Raw genomic sequence first — 18,263 nt, 5'->3', positions numbered from 1 at the left:
CGCCAAGAGGCCTATTCAGGAAATCTGGTCCATTCGCGTCCCCGTCGCAATAGCTGATTTCCCAGATAAAGCGTGGCGGGACCTTGCCTGTCCATATCGCCGTAGACCAGATACAGCGGGACCTCTCTATCGCCGCCTTCCTGCAGCGGCAGCGCCTTCAGGGCGCCGCTTTGAATATCCGCATCCACCCAGGAAACCGGCAGCCAGGTGAAGCCCAGTCCGCGCTTCACCATGTTCACCGAGGTGCTCATGTGCGTCACCGTCCAGCGTTGCTCCGCGCCCAGCCAACCGGAATTACGACGCACGGCGCCGGAGTCGCGAATGACGATTTGCCGATGTCGGGCCAGGTCATCTTTATTCAGGGTGCGATTGAGCTGATGCAAAGGATGCTCCGGATTCGCCACCGGGGTAAACGGAATATTGGTAATCAGATCGCCGATGAATCCCTGCGGTACGAATGGAGTTATAACCAAGTCGCATACCCCCTGCTTGAGCAGGTCTTCAGCGCCGGACAACACGGTTTCGATAATTTCGATGCGAGTATTGGGATACTGCTCGGAAAACTCCGCCAGCGCGCAATACAGGGCTTCCTGGGGATAGATAATCTCCACCGCGATCTGGATGTGCGCTTCAATGCCCTGGGCCAGACCGGAGGCCACGGACTCCAGCTGCTCCGCCTGTTGCAGCAGGTTTTCCGAACGCCTCAACAGCAGTTTTCCCGCCTCGGTCAGCGTCGCTTTGCGCCCCTGCACCTGCAGAATCTGTACGCCCAGCATTTCCTCAAGCTTATGTACGGCATGATGCACCGTGGACTGGCTTTTGTGCACCATCTCCGCCGCCTGGGCGAAGCCGCCGTGGGCGACCACGGCGTGCAGCATACGCCATTGTTCCAACGTTGATTTAGGCATGAATTCTAATTTATCGAAATTTAGACACGAATAATTGCAATTTATTTTCGAATTTTACGATGCATAATGCAACAATGAGAAGACTGCTTGCAGGATATGCAAATCATGCAATGGAGTGGGAGGACACCACCATGGCTGTACGAGAACTCAAGCGCATCATTAACGCCAGCCCGGCGACCGACGGCGCGGGAGTCAGGATTTCCCGGATCGCAGGATTTTCCGCTACCGATCTGGAACCTTTCTTAATGATTGATGAAATCCGTTCCGACGAACGGGACGATTTTATCGCTGGCTTTCCCGAACATCCCCATCGCGGCCTGGAAACTCTGACCTATATGAAAGAAGGCGGCTTCGAACACCGCGACCATATGGGCAACCAGGGAGCTATCAAAAGCGGCGGCGCGCAGTGGATGTCCGCCGGCAAAGGCGTCATCCATTCGGAAATGCCGATACCGGAAGCCGCACGCATGCACGGCTTTCAAATCTGGATCAACCTTCCCCGTACGCAGAAAATGAAGCAGCCGGAGTGGCGCGACGCGCAGCCGGAAGAACTGCCCTCTATTATTCTGAGTTGCGGCGAGATTCGGGTCATCGCCGGCTCCTGGCGCATTCAGGATAATTTCAGCACTTCACCCTTGAATCGACTGGCGCAATCCGCCGGCCTGCTCGATATATCCCTGCTGCCCAACGGCAAGCTGGATCTGCCGCTGGAGCAAGACCGACAGGCGGCGATCTACGTCTATAACGGCCGCGTGCACATGGGCTCAGTGTTGCAGGCGGGCCAGCTCGGCATTCTTGGTCCAGGCGAACGCCTGCAACTGAGCGCAGATAAAGGCGGCGCGGACTTCCTGTTACTTGCGGGAGAAGCCTTACATGAGCCGGTGGCGCATTACGGTCCTTTCGTCATGAATACCCACGACGAAATTCTCACTGCGGTGAAGGATTATCAGGAAGGGAAGCTGACGGCATAGCAAAACGGCCTCCATAGAGGCCGTTTTCATGTGGGCGCCGCCGCTAAAACAACGTATAGATGAAGGGCGCCACCGCCGATCCCTGGGTGATCACAATCAGGCCGCCCAACGTCACCAGGGTTAATACCAGTGGAAACAGCCACACTTTTTTCCTTTGTCGCATAAACGCCCAAAGGTCTTTTAGAAATTCCCACATCAGAATGGTCGCTCCATGGACTCAGGGGTAATAGGTTCGTCGCGTACAGTTCGATAAGAAGTCGCCTGCGGATCGATGCGCTTTTGCAGTTGCAGCTTGTGCGCAAGCCGCAGCGCCCATCCCAGCGGCGCCACCAGAACAACGAATACGGCGCCGAGAATGATAGCGCTGTTTATCTTGCCCAGCCTTAAAGCGAAATGCATCCACAGGACATATACCTGACGCAACAGCCCCGGTTTCACCATCGCCAGGGCGGCGAACACCGCCGCAACCGGATAAGGCCATCGGGGCAGGCTCAAAGCAAACACCCAAGGCAAAAACAATCCAAACACCAGAATAAGAAAGGCGGCCATAACCAGGCCGAACTTTCTCAGTTCCCCTTCCGGGGCGGAGGCAAAGTTCTGTTGCACTGAGTTAGTCAAGTTCAAACTCCCGAGACCAATCTTTATTCACTAACGCCTCCGGCTGCATGGCCTTGCGCAGTACGCAGCGCCCCAAGACCAATACATCCATCTCCGTCGCCATAAAACACCGAAACGCATCGTCCGGCGAACAAACCGGCGGTTCGCCACGAACGTTAAAGGACGTGTTGATCAACACCGGATGGCCGCTATGTTTGGCGAACTCTTTTATTAGACGATGAAACTCAGGATTAGTTTCCTGATGCACCGTCTGCACCCGCGCCGAATAGTCGACATGAGTGATGGCGGGCAAATCCGAGCGAATCTGGCGCAGACGCTCCAGCCCCTCATGGCCCGGTTCGGCGGATTTGCGCCACAGTTGCTGAACATCCGCCACCAGCAGCATGTAGGGGCTGGGCTTGTCCAAATCGAAATAATCACGGCAATGCTCCGCCGCCACCGCAGGAGCGAAGGGACGAAAGGATTCACGGAATTTGATTTTGAGATTCATCTTGGTCTGCATGGCCGGGTCCATCGGATTGCCCAGAATGGACCTCGCCCCCAGAGCGCGGGGTCCAAATTCCATGCGCCCCTGAAACCAGCCTACTACCTGACCGTCGGCCAGATCACTGGCGATGTTCGCGTACAACGCATCATCTTCCAGCACCGCAAAGGTCGCACCGGCTTCCGTCAAATAGCGCTGAATTTCTTCGTCACTGTATTGCGGTCCCAGATAAGCGCCCTGCATGGCGTCCAGTTCTCCTGTCGCCAGGGGACGCGTTCTGGGTTCACCTTGATAATGATGCCAGGCCAGCAAGGCGGCGCCGAGAGAACCGCCCGCATCGCCGGAGGCCGGTTGAATCCAGATATCGTCAAACGGGCCTTCTTGCAGCAGGCGGCCATTGGCGACGCAATTCAGCGCCACGCCCCCGGCCAGGCATAAATGACGCTGCCCCGTCTCCTCGGCGATCGTCCGCCCGAGGCGCAACACAATCTCCTCCGTCACCGCCTGGACCGAACGCGCCAGATCCATATACGCCTGCGTCAACGGCGCTTCCGGCTCCCGCCGGGGCAGACCGAACAGTTCTGCGAAGCGCTGGTTGGTCATACGCAGACCGGTCATGAAATCGAAGTAACGCAAGTGCAAACGGAAAGTGCCGTCGGCTTTGACATCGATGAGATGCTGCATGATCAAGTCGACGTATTTCGGCTCCCCGTAGGGCGCCAGTCCCATCAACTTGTATTCGCCGGCATTGACCTTGAAGCCGCAAAAGTAGGTAAAAGCGGAGTACAGCAGACCCAGAGAATGGGGAAACTCGATTTCCCACAACGGGCGCAAAGCAGCGCCCTCGCCCACCCACACGGAACTGGTCGCCCATTCCCCCACCCCATCCAGACACAGAACCGCCGCGTTGGCGAACGGACTGGGGTAGAAGGCGGAGGCCGCATGAGACTGGTGATGCTCCGCGAACAACAGCTGCGGCAGCACGGCCTTGGGGTCCCGCAACAGGCCCCTCAACGCCTTCTTCAACTCACTTTTGAGGAATAGCTTATCCTTGAGCCACACCGGCATCGCCGTGGCGAAAGAACGGAAACCTCGCGGCGCGAACGCCAGATAGGTCTCCAGCAGCCGCTCAAACTTCAATAGCGGCTTATCGTAGAAAACCACCCTATCCACTTCGTCCAGGGCGACGCCGCCGGCGTCGAGAACGTATTCAATGGCGTGGCGGGGGAAATCCGCATCGTGTTTCTTGCGGGTAAATCGCTCTTCCTGGGCGGCGGCCAGAATCACGCCGTCCTTTACCAGCGTCGCCGCAGCGTCATGGTAATAAGCGGAAATGCCTAAAATCGTGGTCATTGAAAGGGAAGCCAATCCGTTATGCGTAGTATGAGGTATGACCTGCCGGGAAGGGGCCGTCTTTGCTATCGCTATAGTTTTCTTAAGACTACTGATGCCATAAAATGCGCGCAACCATTTTTTCCGGAGACACCCATATGCCGCGGGCCAGTGAGATTAAGAAAGGCGAAGTCGTTGATTTAAACGGGCAATTGCTGATTGTTAAAGACATCGAAGTGCACAGCCCCAGCGCCAGAGGCGCCGCCACCCTGTACAAAATGCGCTTCAGCAATGTGCGCACCGGTCTCAAATATGAAGAAAGTTTCAAAGGCGACGACATGCTGAGCACCACTCAGCTGGAGCGTCGTCAGGTCGCTTTCTCTTATATCGACGCCGACGATTACGTCTTCATGGACAACGAAGACTTCTCTCAATACATGCTGAAAAAGAACGACATCGAAGACCAGTTGCTGTTCCTGACCGAAGAAACCCAGGGACTGCAAGTGCTGATGGTGGATGGTCAGGTTATCTCACTGGAGCTGCCGCAAACAGTGGAAATGGAAGTCATCGAAACCACTCCCGCCATGAAAGCGGCTTCCGCCAGCGCCCGCACCAAACCCGCCAAATTCGTCACTGGTCTGACGATTCAGGTTCCCGAATATCTGGAGCAGGGCGAGCGCGTCAAAATTCATACCGCAGAGAAGCGTTTCATGGGTCGCGCGGACTAAATTGCGCCACCTTTGATCGCCGTTGCAGCGACGCGCCGTCGTCGCTGCGTTCTCCCCTGACGCCCCTCTCCGCGCTAAAAGCGCATCCCTGGATTTGCGGCTACACTGAGTGAATGAATTCTAACTTGGTCCGGCCGGAAACGATGCTCTATAAGTTGTCCTGCAAAGGCGCGCTTTGGCTGCTTTTTTGGCTGTTGGCGTCCCCGCTGGCGTATGCCGCCCCCGCCCCGTCCATGACGCCGGCGATGCATGTGGTGTTTTTCAATCCGCAAAGCAGTGACGACACCTTCTGGTCCGAGGTGATTCGCTTCGCACGCGCCGCCGCGGAAGATCTCAATATCCGTCTGGATGTATTCAGCGCCAATCACGACCGCCTGCTCATGCGCCAGCAGATCAAGCATATTCTCTCCAGCGACCCGCCAGACTTCATCATGTACAAGAATTTCAAAGGCAACGCCCCGGAGTTGCTGGCGCTGGCGGAGGAGGCCAAGGTGCGCTCCTTCATCTTTAACTCCGGTCTCAATGTGGAGCAGGAACGACGATACGGACACCCGCGGGAGCGCTTCAAACAATGGGTCGGGCAAATGCTGCCCAACGATGAAAACGCCGGCTACGCCCTCGCCAATATGCTGTTCGCCTCCGCCGCCTCTCGTGAGCTGCTGCGCGGCGGTCAGGTGCTGCCCATTCTCGCGATAGGCGGTACGCCCACGGACAACGCCGCCATCGAACGGGAAATGGGGTTGCATCGCTCCCTGTCGGAACGCCCGGAAGTGGAGCTGCAACAGTTGGTGTCCGCCCGCTGGGACGAGGAGCTGGCGTATAAGCAGGCGGTCGGCCTGTTGAAACGCTACCCTCGCACCCGGGTGATCTGGGCCGCCAACGACTCCATCGCCGTCGGCTCCCTGCGAGGCGCGCAGAGCCTCGGCTATAAACCCGGGGAAAACCTGCTTATCGCCGGCATCGACTGGAGCCCTTCCGCGTTGGAATATATTCGAGAGGGCAAGCTTACCGGTTCTTTCGGCGGCCATTTCATGCAGGGCGCCTGGAGCCTCGTGCTGATGTACGACTACCACCATGGTCGGGATTTCGCGGATGACGTCGGTGTGTCCATTCACTCCAACATGGGGCTGCTCACGCCGGAAAACGTCGACAGATATTTAAAGTTCATTGTCGGCGTCAATTGGAGTGAAATTGACTTCACCCGCTTTTCAAAAGCGTTGAATCCTCAACTCAAGCAGTATGACTTTTCATTAGAGCGGCTGCTTCAGCAGCAGTGAACTCATTTTTGGCGAGACGTGACGACATAATGCTTCCAGATCAGTCCATCAACGAAGAGCCCTCCAAGGATCGGAAACAAAAACGTCATCCACACAGCGCCTACCTGCGTCGCCGGTTGATGACGCTGACCTCCATCATCATCGTTTCCATGTTCGCGCTGGAGGCGGCGGTGACCGCCTGGTACGACTACCGGGCGCAACTCGCCAACCTGGAGAAGGAAGCCTATCTGCTGGCGGACGCGCAACGGTCGGTGCTGGCCGCCGCCGTCTGGAACTTTGATTTCGACATTATCAACAACGCCGTCAACAACCTGTTCTCCATGCCGGAAATCATGCAGGTCGCTATTCGCTATCCAGATGGCGAGGTTATCGCCTCCGCCGGCAAGCTGTCGGACGGCGCCGCGCAGATGCGCATCACCCGACCGCTGCTTTGGGATCAAGCCGGAGAAAAGGAGATCGGCACGCTCAACATTGTGATCGATATCAGCCAGGTGGAAAGCTCCATGCTGGTCAAGCTGACGGAACGCTCCGTCACCCTCAGCGCCACGCTGATTATCTGCCTGGTCGCCATTTACCTCGCCTGCCGCTGGATGACGCAGCCGCTGGAGGAGCTGACCGCCGCCATCACCCGGCTGGCGGACGGCGATCTGGAACAGCGCATTCCCCACACTCAGCGCAACGATGAAATCGGCAATGTGGCGCGGGCGCTGGTGAAATTCTCGGATAACAGTCGACTTCTATACGACCTGCAAAACTCCCTCACCTTCAATGTGGCGGAGAAGACCCGTCAGTTAAAACAAGTGCGGGAAGACAGCGCTCATGACAATACGGTGCGCGCCCGCCTGCTCGCCATGGTGTCGCAGGAAATTCGCTCCCCCATGACCGCGATTCAGGGTGCGGTCATGCTGTGCAAAAACGGTCTGACGGGAGAGATACAGGAGAAGACCTTGCACATGCTGCATGTTGCGGAGCGTAACTGCGAACGTATGCAAAAATTGATTGAGGTGCTGTTCGATATCTACCAGATTCAGAACCACTCTCTCTCGCTGAATTTAAGCCCGGTCAATCTGCTCAAGCTGACGCGGACGCAAACGGAAATCTGGCGTAACAAGGCCTATCAAACCAGCAAAAATCTGCACTTCGAAAGCGGGGTGGCGGAAGCCTGGGTGCGCGGTGACGAAAAGCGCCTGCAGCAGATTATCGATATTCTGCTCAGCAACGCCGTCAGGCATTCCGGTAAAGGCGGCGAGATCAGCGTTCATCTACGCCGGGAGGGCGCTTTGATCAGCTTGTCGGTCAGCGACAACGGCCCCGGCATTCCCAAGAAAATCCGCCCCTATCTGTTCGAAGGACTGGCGCGCAGTGACGAGGCCAGTAGCGACTCCCTGGGCTCCGGCTTCAGCCTGACGTTGGCGAAAGGGTTGGTGGAGTTGCAGGGCGGGCAGATTTACTTCGAATCCATCGCCAAGGAAATTTCCAGCAACTCCACTCTGCCGACCGGCGCCACCTTCTATCTGGAGCTGCCCTACATGCCTGCGCCGGACGCGGCGGATTAATGCATGGAGTGTCGCGGAAAGTAGCGCGCGCCGTCGTAACGGTCAAAATAAGCGCCCAAAAGCGGATGGTCGATCTGGGTCGTATCCAGACTGACTCGTAGATTGCGTTCCGCCACGTAGGTCATATGGTCGCTCTCATGCACCAGCACATGATACCAGGGCTGATCCTTCGGCGGACGCGACTTGGCGACGCTCTCATACCAGGCGTCGGTATGGTTAAACGTCGGATCGACGCCGATCACCACGCCGCGATAACCAAATAAATTATGTTCAACCAACTGGCCGACAAAAAAGTGTGCTTGCGCCATATCCCCTCCTGTCCCTAATTATAGTCGGGCTTGGCGGGACGCGCTGACGCAGTGTCGAGTCGCGGGAGAGTCGCTTACACCCGCCGCGACTTACGGTAATCGCAGGGGGACTGGCTAAAGCTGCGGGCAAATACTTCGTAAAAACGGGTGATGGAGGAAAATCCGCTTTCAAATGCGATCTGGCTGGCGCGTAGGGATGTCGTGGTCAACAAGCGGGCGGCGTGATTCACTCGCAGCTGGGTCAGGTATTCCAGAATGGTCATATCCAGCACCTGCTTGAACAATCCCATGGCGAAGTTTTTGTGCAGTCGCACATGCGCGGCGACATCCGCGACGGAGATGGACTCGCAATAGCGCTCGTTCATGTACTCCACCATCTTGTGCACATGACGACAGGAACCCGTGGGTTCAGCCGCAGGCCTGGCGACGCAGGCGTCCGGCCCCAAGGCGTCTTTGAACAGACGCCGCAGCAACAAGGCTATTTCGTCCCAGACCAGATCTTTCAAATAGTCATCCTGACAGGCCAGCTCTTCCGCCCAACGCGCAACGGTTTCCGATTCCAGCGCCTTAGCGGCGTCCGCCACGCAGATCTCACCGTGCAGCAGCTTCTGTTTCACCCGGTGCGGGATGCAGAGCTCCGCCAGAAAGGACAAGGGCAACCACAAACGTAATCCCCAGGCTTCCGCATCGCTGTGCAGTTGCTTGGCGCCGTGCAGCGAAGAAAAACACACCAGACTGAATGGTTGCAGCACCAGGCGCCGGCGGGCGTCCCACAGCACTGCGCCGCCGGCGCAACAAATGGCGACTTCAAAATGAGCGGCGTCCGTCAGACTGGGAGAGTCCGCCAGCGCGCCGAAATAATGGTGCGGAGAGCCGCCCCTGGGAGCGGCCGCCGCCGATGCATTTGCTGTTTTCATGAGATAACGTTTGTTGTTGTTTTAATCTCTGACTTAACGTCAGGCTGAGCGGCGCAACGAAGCGTCCAGCGGCTTGCCTTGAGCATCGAACAGATGAAGATGTTGCGAGGGCGCATGCAAGTACAGCTCACACCCCGGCTCCAGCTCCATTTCCCCCACGATGCGCGCCGTCATTTCGCCAACGCCTGCGACGTCGACATACACGTAGGTGTCGCTGCCCAGATGCTCCGCCATGCGCAACACGCCTTTCCAGTCGCCGGCTTCGCCCTGAATGCGCACCTGCAGATGTTCTGGACGAATGCCCAGGGTGGCGGCGCCGAAATCTTCCGCCGCCTTGCCCTTGAGCATATTCATGCGAGGCGAGCCGATAAAAGTGGCTACGAACTCAGACGCAGGCTGGTTGTACAGTTCCAGCGGCGTGCCTACCTGCTCTATGCGTCCCTGATTCATTACTACGATTTTGTCCGCCAGGGTCATGGCCTCAACCTGATCGTGGGTGACGTAAATCATGGTGGAACCGAGACGTTCATGCAGCTTGGCGATTTCCAACCGGGTCTGCACGCGCAGGGACGCGTCCAGGTTAGACAGCGGCTCGTCGAACAGAAACACCTTGGGCTCGCGCACGATAGCGCGTCCAATGGCCACCCGCTGACGCTGACCGCCGGATAACGCCGCCGGCTTACGCTTGAGCAACGCGCCCAACTGCAGGGTTTGCGCAACCGCTTCCACTTTGCTGCGAATTTCATCCGGTCCCGCGCCGTCGAGCTTCAATCCGAACGCCATGTTTTCATACACCGTCATGTGCGGGTAAAGCGCATAAGACTGGAACACCATGCCCACCCCGCGCTTGGCTGGCGCCACATCGTTGACCAGCGCGCCGCCGATATAAAGCTCGCCGGAAGTGATGTCCTCCAGACCCGCGATGGTGCGCAGCAATGTGGACTTGCCGCAGCCGGAGGGGCCGACAAACACGACAAATTCGCCGTCTGCGATTTGCAAGTTGACGTCGTGCAGCACATGGGTCTGCTGAAAAACTTTATTGACGTTGCGTAATCTAAGCTCAGCCATAACATCTCGTCTCTTGTATTTGTTGTGCCGAAAGGCGCGTCCACGCGCCTTGTATTTCAGCTATTTGTCTCAGCTATTTCAGCTCGCCGAAAAACGCCTGATACGGCGGCAATACGATATCTTCGCCTTCCAGCACGCCGCTGTATCCATGTCCGCTCATCGCCGTCACATTGGCCATGCGACAGGGAATGCGAATGGTTTCCGCGGTCATGTTCAGGGCGACGACGATACGCTGCTCTTCATCGCTGCGTTCAAACAGCAAGCCGCCTTCCGGCGCGTCCAGCATGCGAATCGCGCCAGCCTTCAGTGCGGACTGCTGCTTGCGCCAGTGAATAAAGCCGCGATAGAAGTTGAGCACGGAATCCGGATCTTTCTCCTGTACATCCGGCGCCAGCCCTAGATGCTCCTCGGACACCGGCAGCCAGGGATCGATGGAGGAGAAGCCGCCGTAGGGCTTGTCGCTTTCCCAGACCATCGGCGTACGGCAGCCGTCGCGGCCTTTGTATTCCGGCCAGAACGGCAGGGCGTAGGGGTCCTGCAGGCGCTCATAAGGAACATCCGCCTCCGGCAGTCCCAACTCTTCGCCTTGATAGATGCAGGCGCTACCGCGCAGAGACAGTAGCAGACCCAGCAACAGCTTGGCGAAAGGCGCGCGATCGCGGCCATTGGCCCAGCGTGTGGCGCAACGCACTACATCGTGGTTGGACAGCGCCCAACAGGCCCAGCCGTCGCCAATCTGATTCTCCAGACGCTCCACCACTTCACGAATATAGGTGGGCTCATGGAACACATTCAGCAGATCGAAGGTGTACGCCATGTGCAACTTGTCGCTGCCGGCGGTGTAGTCCGCCATGATTTTCAGCGGCTCATCGGCGCCGATCTCGCCGACCGTGGTGATGCCTTCGTACTGATCCAGCAACTCACGCAGACGCTTGAGGAAGCCAATGTTGTCCGGGCGGCTGATGTCGTAGACATGCAGCTGCAACGAATACGGGTTCTGTTCCGGCGCGCCAAGAGTCTTCTTGGCGTCTTTCGGCAGTGGCGGGTTGTCGCGCAGCTGCTTGTCGTGGAAGTAGTAGTTGACGGTGTCCAGACGGAAGCCGTCTACGCCCAGGTCCAGCCAGAAACGGACTTCCTCCAGCATCTGATCCTGTACTTCCGCATTGTGGTAGTTGAGGTCCGGCTGGCTGCTCAGGAAGTTGTGCATATAGTACTGACGGCGCTTGGCGCACCATGCCCAGGCGGAGCCGCCGAACATGGCCAGCCAGTTATTCGGCGGCGTGCCGTCCGGCTTGGGGTCGGCCCAGACGTACCAGTCCGCTTTGGGATTGGTGCGATCCTGCGAGCTTTCCTGGAACCAGAGGTGCTGATCCGAGGTGTGGCTCATCACCAGGTCGATCATGACCTTCATGCCCAGGGCATGAGACTTTTCCACCAAACGCTTGAAGTCGTCCAGGTCCCCGAAAATAGGGTCGACGCTGCGGTAGTCGGATACGTCATAGCCAAAGTCTTTCATCGGCGACGTAAAGAATGGGGACAACCAGATCGCGTCCACGCCCAGACCGGCGATGTAATCCAGTTTGCTGACGATGCCCGGCAAATCGCCGATGCCGTCCTGGTTGGAATCCAGATAGCTACGCGGATAAATCTGATAAATGGTGCAGCCGCGCCACCAATCCCGCTCAACCTTCGACATGAGAGAAACTCCTAAAACAATCTATAACTGCAGGCGTCGCCACGCGGCGCCCGTTTAACCTTTGACTGCGCCAGCGGTGAGGCCGGACACAATGCGACGTTGAAACACCAATACCAGCGCCACCAGCGGCACGGTCACGATGACCGATGCGGCCATGATCACGCCCCAGGGCAGCTCATGCTGGCTGCTGCCGCTGATCAGCGCGACGGCCACCGGCACAGTGCGCTGCGCGTCGGTGAGCGTGAACGTCAGGGCGAACAGAAACTCATTCCAGGCGGCGATGAACGCCAGCAGTCCGGTAGTAACCAGCGCGGGCCACATCATCGGCAGGAATACCCGGAAAATAATGGTCAGGTTGGACGCGCCATCCAGAATCGCCGCTTCTTCCACTTCCTTCGGCATCTGCTTCATGAAAGTAGTGAGCACCCACACCGTGAACGGCAGCGTGAAAATCAGGTACGCCAGCACCAGACCCAGCAGGTTGTTGTACAGACCCAGACCGCGAATCACTTCGAACAGGCCGGACAGCACCGCCACTTGTGGGAACATGGATACCGACAGAATCGCAATCAGCATCAGTCCGCGACCGCGGAAATCGATCCGCGCCAGGGCGAAAGCGGCGGTCAGACCCAGCATCAGCGACACCAGCACCACCGCGCTCGACACCATCACCGAGTTGAGGATGTTTTCCCCAAAAGCCGTGCCTTTGAATACGGAGATATAGTTCCCCCATTGCACCGAGGTCGGCCAGTAGTCCACCACGAACAATTCGCTGCCGGATTTGAATGACGTCAGAATTGCGTAATAAAAGGGGAACACGGAAAACACCACGATCACCGCCACCAGCAGGTAAAAAGCGGTTTTACGCAGCAACTGTTTTGCATCGACAGTCTGGCTCATGTCAGTCCCCCACGCGCATGTACTTGCGCCCCAGATACAGATAGGCCAACGTCAGCAATGCGATCACCAGGAACAACGCCGTCGAGGCGGCGGAGCCGTATCCCACATCCTGGAAGTCCACCAGTTGCTGGCGGGCGAAAACGGACATGGACATGGTGTCTTCACTGTTGGAAGTCAGCACATAAATCAAATCGAAGATCCGCAGCGCGTCCAAAGCCCTGAACACCACCGCCACCAGGACGGCCGGCATAATCAGCGGCAGCGTCACTCTGAAGAAAACCCTTACCGGGTGAATGCCATCCACTTTCGCCGCTTCATAACAATCCTTGGGCAGCATCTGCAGCGCGGCGAGCATCAATAGCGCCATGAAAGGCGTGGTCTTCCAGACATCGACCATGATCACCGCCACCATCGACAGGTCCGCATCCGCGGTCCAGGCCAGCGGCGCTGAGATCAGACCGATTCCCATCAGCATGTCGTTGAGAATCCCAAACTGGTCGTGCAGCATCCAGCTCCACATCTTGGCCGAGACAATGGTGGGAATCGCCCAGGGAATCAGCACCGCTGCGCGCACCAGACCGCGACCGGCAAAGTTCACGTTCAGGGCCAGCGCCACGATCATGCCCAGCACCAGTTCCACCGACACGGAAATCAGTGTGAACGTCAAGGTGTTCCATACTGACTTCCACCATACGGCGTCGGCCAGGAGGCCGTACCACTCGCCATCTTCCTTGTATAAATAGTTCCCCCAGCCGATGAACTCGGCTGCGTTGAGATCTGTCAGACTGGCGTCAGTAAAACTGAACCAGATCGTGCGTAATAGCGGCCAACCGGCGACCAACAGCAGCGTACAGATCATCGGGGCCAGGAACAGCCAGGCGCTGCGGGCGCGCTGGCGTTGTCGGGACGACTGGGACATCTTGTCGCTTACCTCAGGCCGGGGAGGCGCTGCAGATGCAGCGCCGGATTGAGAGAGTTTCATTTCCATTTTCCGTTACGGGCGAATCGACGCAGTTGGCCTTCCAACTGAGCCAGACTGGCTTCGGCTTTTTCCTTGCCGGATACAACGCTGTGCACGGCGTTGAAGAAAGCGGTGCTGACCTGGTTGTACTTACTCTTGGTCACACTGGAGGGACGCGGCACGCCGCTGACGAAAGTTTCATACAGACTGCCGAAGAAAGGCGTCGCCGCCAGCACGTCCTTGTCTTTGTACAGGGCGTTGATGGTGGGGTTATAGGACGCTTTGATAGCGCGGCGCTTCTGCTCTTCATAGCTGGTCAGATACATGACCAGATCCGCGGACAATTTCGGGTTTTTGGCGTACTTGGACACCGCCAGTTGCCAGCCGCCCAACGTAGCGCTGTGGCGACCATCTTCACCGCCTTTCGGCAGAGCCACTACGCCCACTTTGCCTTTGATGGCGCTGTCTTCCGCCTGCGCCAGCGACCAGGCGTAAGGCCAGTTACGCATAAACACGGCGTTGCCGGACTGAAACACGCCACGGGATTCTTCTTCCGCGTAGTTGGTCACACCCTGCGGACTGATGGTTCCAATCCAGCCGGCGGCGGTGTTCAGGGCCTTGGCGGCCTGCGGGTTGTTGATGGTGATCTTGCCTTTCTCGTCCACCACTGTGCCGCCGTTGAAGCTGGCCACCCACTCCGTCGCATTACAGGTCAGCCCTTCATAAGCCCGCCCCTGCCAGACGAAGCCCCACATTTTGTCATTGCCGGCCTTGCGCTCGCCGTCCTGCACCATTTTCGCGGAGGCTTCCAGTTGCGCCCAGGTTTCCGGGGGCTGCTGGTTGTATTTTTCCAGCAGGTCTTTGCGGTAATACAGCACGCCGGCGTCCGTGAACCAGGGCATGGCCACCAGTTTGCCGTCGACAGTGTTGTTGTTGACGATGGATTCGAAGTGATCTTTCTCAGCGCCATTGCTGAAAGGTTTGAGGTCGACGAAGTATTGGCCCAGCATACCCGGCCACACCACGTCGATCTGGAAAATGTCGATATCCTGACTGCCCGCGGCCAGCAATTGCTGGTACAGCGCCAGACGTTCGGATGAGGAGTTGGGAGTGGACACCACTTTCACCTCATTGCCGGTTTTCTCCGCCCAGGCCTTGACGCCCTCTTTACACAATTCCAGTTCCGCGCCGACAGCGCCGCAGGAAATGGTCAGCGTTTCCGCATGCGCTTGCAGGCTGAAAGCGGCGGACAGAAATACACCCGTACCAATAGCGTTAATTATGGTTTTTTTCATCATGGATTCCTCCGAGTTATTGTTATATGGAGCACATTACGTGGATTGCGAGAATGAAAATAAAGATACACCGTATGCGGAGCGACCGTGAGGACGCCGCCGGCATCAAACCCTCGTCAGATCAAAGACCAGGCGCTGGGAGATACGACTACGGAATGGATTGAACCCTCGCGACGCCCCTCATGGCCGGCGACGCCGGAGCCAATACTGCGTCGTGCGATGCGCCAACTGTATGGCACCGCATGAGCGAAAGATTCTGCGAACAGGGAAATGTGCTTTCCGAAAGGATTTACGACTACGCTGGCGCGATTCGTTGTTTGAGGTTTCTGCGGCTGCTGACGCGCTGAGGAGAGATCTTTGGCGCGGTTTAGAACATCAAACCAGGAACGGAATCCATGTTCCACAGCAACAAGATCCAACGCCTGGGCGTGGGAGATTCCTTGGCTGCGTTTGATTTTCTTGGCGTCACGCTTGAAATTCTTCAGCGTGGTTTCTGATACGTGTCTGCAGGTCGCATGATTCATAGCAATGTCTCGCTACAACGGCAATGACGCGGCCCACTCACATCTTGTCTCATGAGTCACTAAACCTATAACACTCATAGATTTGTAGATAATGTCGTACTCGACTTTGCCTGTGTGGGCGGCAGGCGTATATCAACACCTGTGAGGATCGAAGTTAACAAAAAGTTTTCTGCAACACAAGCGTCGACTTTTACATAGCCCAAATTTCCACGACTCCGGGTTACGTGGACAAGCCTCTGTCGCGCACGTACACTGGGCGCTACGGGCGTCAGACATATAATCCGAACAGCAAGATTCGGCGCCAGGAATCCGGCAACGCGAGCGCTTTATGAAATCATCCGATCCGCAACTCCAGGGAAAGTGGAACAATCAGCGGCCACAGACGCAACGACCTGCAGACACACAGGATGACTGGTGGAAATACGGCGTTATTTATCAGGTCAATGTGCGCAGCTTTTTCGACGCCAATAATGATGGCGTCGGCGATATCAAAGGCCTGACCGCAAAACTGGACTATTTCGTCGAACTGGGCGTCGCCGCCATCGCTCTGACGCCAGTGTTTACCTCGCCCATGAGCGACTTCGGCTTTGATGTCAGCGACTACTACAGCCTTGATCCCGCTTTCGGCGATCTGGACGATTTCGATGCGCTGATCTGCGAAGCGAATAAACGCGGCCTGCGCGTGTTGCTCGACATCGTCATCAGCCATACTTCCGTGCAGCATCCCTGGTTTCTGGAAAGCAAACAGGATCGCAATAATCCGAAAGCGGACTGGTATGTATGGGCGGACGCCCAAGCGGACGGCACGGTTCCCAACAACTGGCAGACGACCTTTGGCCACCCAGCCTGGTCATGGAGCTCCACCCGCGGACAGTACTACCTGCATAACGCCACCAGCCGACAGGCGGACCTCAACTTCCATAACAGCGAAGTCATCGCCGAAGTGCTCAATATTCTGCAATTCTGGCTGGAGCGCGGAGTCGCCGGCTTCCGCCTGGACTGCCCGAACCTGTATACCCATGATAAAAAGCTGCGCAATAACCCGGCGCGGCGCAATATGGCGGCGATTCCTGAAGAAGCGCTGATCAACCCGTTCGAATATCAGTTGCAGATCTATAACCAGAACCGCCCCGAAACCCTGCCGACGCTGGCCCGCATCCGCCGCCTGTGTGATCGTTATGAAGCCGCTTTGCTGGGCAGCGTCACCAGCAGCGCCACCTTTGAAATGCTAAACATTTACAGCGGCTCGCAGGAAGGCCTGCAGATGGCGAATATTTACGAGGCTCTGCCCAGCGTCTGCAACCTGCCCGGTCTGGTGGAGGTCGTGCGAACCTTCGAGGAGAACTGCGATCAGGTTTGGCCCTATTGGATGCTGAACAACCATGACGTCGCCCGGCTGGTGTCACGCTGGGAAGGCGATCATGACGCGCCCCGCCTGGCCGCTATTGTGCTGGCTCTGCATCTGTCGCTGAGGGGAACGCCGGTCCTGTTTCAAGGGGACGAACTGGGTCTGGAGGAAGCCTACATTCCTTTCGATAACCTGTGCGACCCTTACGGCAAGCTGTCCTGGCCACAGTACATGGGACGCGACGGTTGTCGTACGCCGTTGCCCTGGGACGACGACCTGCCCCAAGCGGGTTTCTCCACCCATAAGCCCTGGCTGCCTATCGATCCGCGGCACTTGTCCCACGCCATTAATGTGCAGCAAAAAGACCCTGAATCCGTCTTGCGTCGGGTTCAGCGATTCATTCAGTGGCGAGAAGAGCAGCCGGAGATTCTTTTGGGCTCCATGTCGATCATTCACGCAGACGCGTCGGTATTGCTGTTGCTGCGCAAACATAAAGGAGGGCGGTTGCTGGCCGCCTTCAATGTATCCTATGAACCGGCGGAGATTGAGCTTAACCTGCCGCAACCTCCAGAAGTTCTAAACGGTCATGGCTTCGCCGGCGAGCTACGGGACAATCGGATTTATCTACCGCCCTACGAAGCGTTCTTTGGCCGTTTGCCCTGAGCAAACGGCGCAGGCGGCTTAGAAGCCTGACCCAGGCTCCTTTAAAAACGCCAGCTCTTCCGGCGTGGATTCACGCCCCAAAATCCCGTTGCGATGGGGATAACGCCCAAAACGTTTGATAATCGCCAAGTGCTTGTACTCAAAATCCAGGTTGTTCTCCAGTCCGGGCTGACTGAACAAGCGCACAGCCTGTTCATGGACCACAGCGGACTCGCTATGCATGTAGGGCATGTACAGAAAACTCTTCTCTTCTTGCCGCAGTTCCCCGTCCGCTCCCGCCCGCACGGCTTCCTGAGCCAACGCCAGCGCCATATTGTCCGCCGCGAAGGATTCAGCCTGATCGCGATAGATATTGCGGGAAAACTGGTCCAGTACGATCACCTCCGCCAGACGACCGCGAGGCTCGTCGCGCCAGTGCGCCAGCTCACCTGATCTCGCTGCGGTAAGTAAAGCGCTGAAGCGTTCGGCGATGCGTCGATCCAGCGCGTCGCTTTTGCGAAACCAGTCCGCGGGGCTCAATTCTTCAAACCAGAATCGCAGCACCTCATCGGCGGTCAGCGACGGCGCATTTTGCAAACCTGACTCTTTCGTCATGTCCATCCCTCTGCACTTTGTCTAAAATTAATAACATAAGGCAGTTTACACGCTGACCGTCATCGCCACTAATCGGACGCCTGTGACGTAACTCGTCAGGGGTCCTGCAAGCAAA

Annotated in this window: 18 protein-coding genes; 5 read left to right on the top strand and 13 right to left on the bottom strand. The window is 57.3% G+C overall.

Annotated elements, in window-relative coordinates; all coding sequences use genetic code 11:
* Positions 1 to 11: 11 nt before the first annotated feature.
* Positions 12 to 908, bottom strand: coding sequence for a LysR family transcriptional regulator (locus KP814_RS03315; RefSeq protein ID WP_216735415.1), 897 nt, complete (start codon positions 906 to 908; stop codon positions 12 to 14).
* A gap of 131 nt (positions 909 to 1,039) precedes the next feature.
* On the opposite strand from KP814_RS03315, the gene KP814_RS03310 reads away from it, so the two are divergent.
* Positions 1,040 to 1,879, top strand: a complete 840-nt coding sequence (locus KP814_RS03310; protein WP_216735414.1) for a pirin family protein — start codon at positions 1,040 to 1,042, stop codon at positions 1,877 to 1,879.
* A gap of 43 nt (positions 1,880 to 1,922) precedes the next feature.
* Here the strand turns inward: KP814_RS03310 and KP814_RS03305 are convergent, their stop codons facing one another.
* From KP814_RS03305 to KP814_RS03295, 3 genes are read right to left on the bottom strand one after another with little or no spacing between them, the layout of a single operon-like run.
* The gene (locus KP814_RS03305; protein WP_216735413.1) at positions 1,923 to 2,075 is read right to left on the bottom strand and encodes a DUF5989 family protein; all 153 of its coding nucleotides are present in this window, start codon (positions 2,073 to 2,075) and stop codon (positions 1,923 to 1,925) included.
* Positions 2,075 to 2,497 (bottom strand): SxtJ family membrane protein, encoded by a 423-nt coding sequence (locus KP814_RS03300; protein ID WP_216735412.1) that lies wholly within the window; start codon positions 2,495 to 2,497, stop codon positions 2,075 to 2,077. The genes KP814_RS03305 and KP814_RS03300 overlap by 1 nt, the downstream gene beginning before the upstream one ends.
* Positions 2,490 to 4,334, bottom strand: a complete 1,845-nt coding sequence (locus KP814_RS03295) for a carbamoyltransferase (protein ID WP_216735411.1) — start codon at positions 4,332 to 4,334, stop codon at positions 2,490 to 2,492. Before KP814_RS03295 ends, KP814_RS03300 begins: the two co-directional genes overlap by 8 nt.
* 137 nt (positions 4,335 to 4,471) lie before the next feature.
* Between KP814_RS03295 and yeiP the strand changes: the two genes are divergently transcribed.
* The 3 genes from yeiP (at position 4,472) to KP814_RS03280 (ending at position 7,874) form a co-directional block, all read left to right on the top strand.
* Positions 4,472 to 5,041 (top strand): elongation factor P-like protein YeiP, encoded by a 570-nt coding sequence (yeiP, locus tag KP814_RS03290; protein WP_127967951.1) that lies wholly within the window; start codon positions 4,472 to 4,474, stop codon positions 5,039 to 5,041.
* A 113-nt stretch (positions 5,042 to 5,154) separates the two neighbouring features.
* A complete protein-coding gene (locus KP814_RS03285; RefSeq protein WP_216735410.1) occupies positions 5,155 to 6,318 on the top strand; it encodes an ABC transporter substrate-binding protein in 1,164 nt (387 codons plus the stop codon).
* A gap of 29 nt (positions 6,319 to 6,347) precedes the next feature.
* On the top strand, positions 6,348 to 7,874 hold the full coding sequence (locus KP814_RS03280; protein ID WP_216735409.1) for an ATP-binding protein: 1,527 nt from the start codon (positions 6,348 to 6,350) through the stop codon (positions 7,872 to 7,874).
* Here the strand turns inward: KP814_RS03280 and hspQ are convergent.
* The 8 genes from hspQ to KP814_RS03240 all read right to left on the bottom strand — a co-directional run bounded on the left by hspQ (position 7,871) and on the right by KP814_RS03240 (position 15,543).
* Positions 7,871 to 8,182 (bottom strand): heat shock protein HspQ, encoded by a 312-nt coding sequence (gene hspQ, locus KP814_RS03275; RefSeq protein ID WP_127967948.1) that lies wholly within the window; start codon positions 8,180 to 8,182, stop codon positions 7,871 to 7,873. The genes KP814_RS03280 and hspQ overlap by 4 nt on opposite strands.
* A 74-nt stretch (positions 8,183 to 8,256) precedes the next feature.
* Complete coding sequence (locus KP814_RS03270; RefSeq protein WP_216735408.1) at positions 8,257 to 9,099, bottom strand: helix-turn-helix domain-containing protein; 843 nt, start codon at positions 9,097 to 9,099, stop codon at positions 8,257 to 8,259.
* A 39-nt stretch (positions 9,100 to 9,138) separates the two neighbouring features.
* On the bottom strand, positions 9,139 to 10,167 hold the full coding sequence (locus KP814_RS03265) for an ABC transporter ATP-binding protein (RefSeq protein WP_216735407.1): 1,029 nt from the start codon (positions 10,165 to 10,167) through the stop codon (positions 9,139 to 9,141).
* 73 nt (positions 10,168 to 10,240) lie between these two features.
* A complete protein-coding gene (locus KP814_RS03260) occupies positions 10,241 to 11,863 on the bottom strand; it encodes an alpha-glucosidase (protein WP_216735406.1) in 1,623 nt (540 codons plus the stop codon).
* 54 nt (positions 11,864 to 11,917) lie between these two features.
* The gene (locus KP814_RS03255; protein WP_216735405.1) at positions 11,918 to 12,763 is read right to left on the bottom strand and encodes a carbohydrate ABC transporter permease; all 846 of its coding nucleotides are present in this window, start codon (positions 12,761 to 12,763) and stop codon (positions 11,918 to 11,920) included.
* A 1-nt stretch (position 12,764) separates the two neighbouring features.
* Positions 12,765 to 13,682, bottom strand: a complete 918-nt coding sequence (locus KP814_RS03250) for a carbohydrate ABC transporter permease (RefSeq protein ID WP_127974392.1) — start codon at positions 13,680 to 13,682, stop codon at positions 12,765 to 12,767.
* Between the two features lie 59 nt (positions 13,683 to 13,741).
* Positions 13,742 to 15,019 (bottom strand): ABC transporter substrate-binding protein, encoded by a 1,278-nt coding sequence (locus tag KP814_RS03245; RefSeq protein WP_216735404.1) that lies wholly within the window; start codon positions 15,017 to 15,019, stop codon positions 13,742 to 13,744.
* A 116-nt stretch (positions 15,020 to 15,135) separates the two neighbouring features.
* Positions 15,136 to 15,543, bottom strand: a complete 408-nt coding sequence (locus tag KP814_RS03240) for a glyoxalase superfamily protein (protein WP_216735403.1) — start codon at positions 15,541 to 15,543, stop codon at positions 15,136 to 15,138.
* A 328-nt stretch (positions 15,544 to 15,871) separates the two neighbouring features.
* Here KP814_RS03240 and KP814_RS03235 point away from each other — a divergent pair, with 328 nt between their 5' ends.
* Positions 15,872 to 17,554 carry an alpha-glucosidase gene (locus KP814_RS03235; protein WP_216735402.1) on the top strand — a complete coding sequence of 561 codons (1,683 nt, stop codon included), beginning with the start codon at positions 15,872 to 15,874 and terminating at the stop codon, positions 17,552 to 17,554.
* Positions 17,555 to 17,572: 18 nt separating this feature from the next.
* Here KP814_RS03235 and KP814_RS03230 read toward each other — a convergent pair whose 3' ends face one another.
* Positions 17,573 to 18,148, bottom strand: a complete 576-nt coding sequence (locus KP814_RS03230; RefSeq protein WP_216735401.1) for a DUF924 family protein — start codon at positions 18,146 to 18,148, stop codon at positions 17,573 to 17,575.
* Positions 18,149 to 18,263 lie beyond the last annotated feature (115 nt).

Source organism: Hahella sp. HN01 (assembly GCF_018986435.1).
In the GTDB taxonomy this organism is placed as follows: domain Bacteria; phylum Pseudomonadota; class Gammaproteobacteria; order Pseudomonadales; family Oleiphilaceae; genus Hahella.
This window is presented reverse-complemented; position numbering and strand designations above follow the sequence as displayed.

Bases quoted from the DNA above. Each gene is read 5' to 3' on its own strand.
- KP814_RS03235 (WP_216735402.1), top strand. From the start codon at position 15,872: ATGAAATCATCCGATCCGCAACTCCAGGGAAAGTGGAACAATCAGCGG.
- KP814_RS03240 (WP_216735403.1), bottom strand. From the start codon at position 15,543: ATGAATCATGCGACCTGCAGACACGTATCAGAAACCACGCTGAAGAAT.
- KP814_RS03250 (WP_127974392.1), bottom strand. From the start codon at position 13,682: ATGTCCCAGTCGTCCCGACAACGCCAGCGCGCCCGCAGCGCCTGGCTG.
- KP814_RS03305 (WP_216735413.1), bottom strand. From the start codon at position 2,075: ATGTGGGAATTTCTAAAAGACCTTTGGGCGTTTATGCGACAAAGGAAA.
- hspQ (WP_127967948.1), bottom strand. From the start codon at position 8,182: ATGGCGCAAGCACACTTTTTTGTCGGCCAGTTGGTTGAACATAATTTA.
- KP814_RS03230 (WP_216735401.1), bottom strand. From the start codon at position 18,148: ATGACGAAAGAGTCAGGTTTGCAAAATGCGCCGTCGCTGACCGCCGAT.
- KP814_RS03255 (WP_216735405.1), bottom strand. From the start codon at position 12,763: ATGAGCCAGACTGTCGATGCAAAACAGTTGCTGCGTAAAACCGCTTTT.
- KP814_RS03310 (WP_216735414.1), top strand. From the start codon at position 1,040: ATGGCTGTACGAGAACTCAAGCGCATCATTAACGCCAGCCCGGCGACC.
- KP814_RS03270 (WP_216735408.1), bottom strand. From the start codon at position 9,099: ATGAAAACAGCAAATGCATCGGCGGCGGCCGCTCCCAGGGGCGGCTCT.
- KP814_RS03260 (WP_216735406.1), bottom strand. From the start codon at position 11,863: ATGTCGAAGGTTGAGCGGGATTGGTGGCGCGGCTGCACCATTTATCAG.
- KP814_RS03315 (WP_216735415.1), bottom strand. From the start codon at position 908: ATGCCTAAATCAACGTTGGAACAATGGCGTATGCTGCACGCCGTGGTC.
- KP814_RS03285 (WP_216735410.1), top strand. From the start codon at position 5,155: ATGAATTCTAACTTGGTCCGGCCGGAAACGATGCTCTATAAGTTGTCC.
- KP814_RS03245 (WP_216735404.1), bottom strand. From the start codon at position 15,019: ATGAAAAAAACCATAATTAACGCTATTGGTACGGGTGTATTTCTGTCC.
- KP814_RS03295 (WP_216735411.1), bottom strand. From the start codon at position 4,334: ATGACCACGATTTTAGGCATTTCCGCTTATTACCATGACGCTGCGGCG.
- KP814_RS03280 (WP_216735409.1), top strand. From the start codon at position 6,348: ATGCTTCCAGATCAGTCCATCAACGAAGAGCCCTCCAAGGATCGGAAA.
- yeiP (WP_127967951.1), top strand. From the start codon at position 4,472: ATGCCGCGGGCCAGTGAGATTAAGAAAGGCGAAGTCGTTGATTTAAAC.
- KP814_RS03265 (WP_216735407.1), bottom strand. From the start codon at position 10,167: ATGGCTGAGCTTAGATTACGCAACGTCAATAAAGTTTTTCAGCAGACC.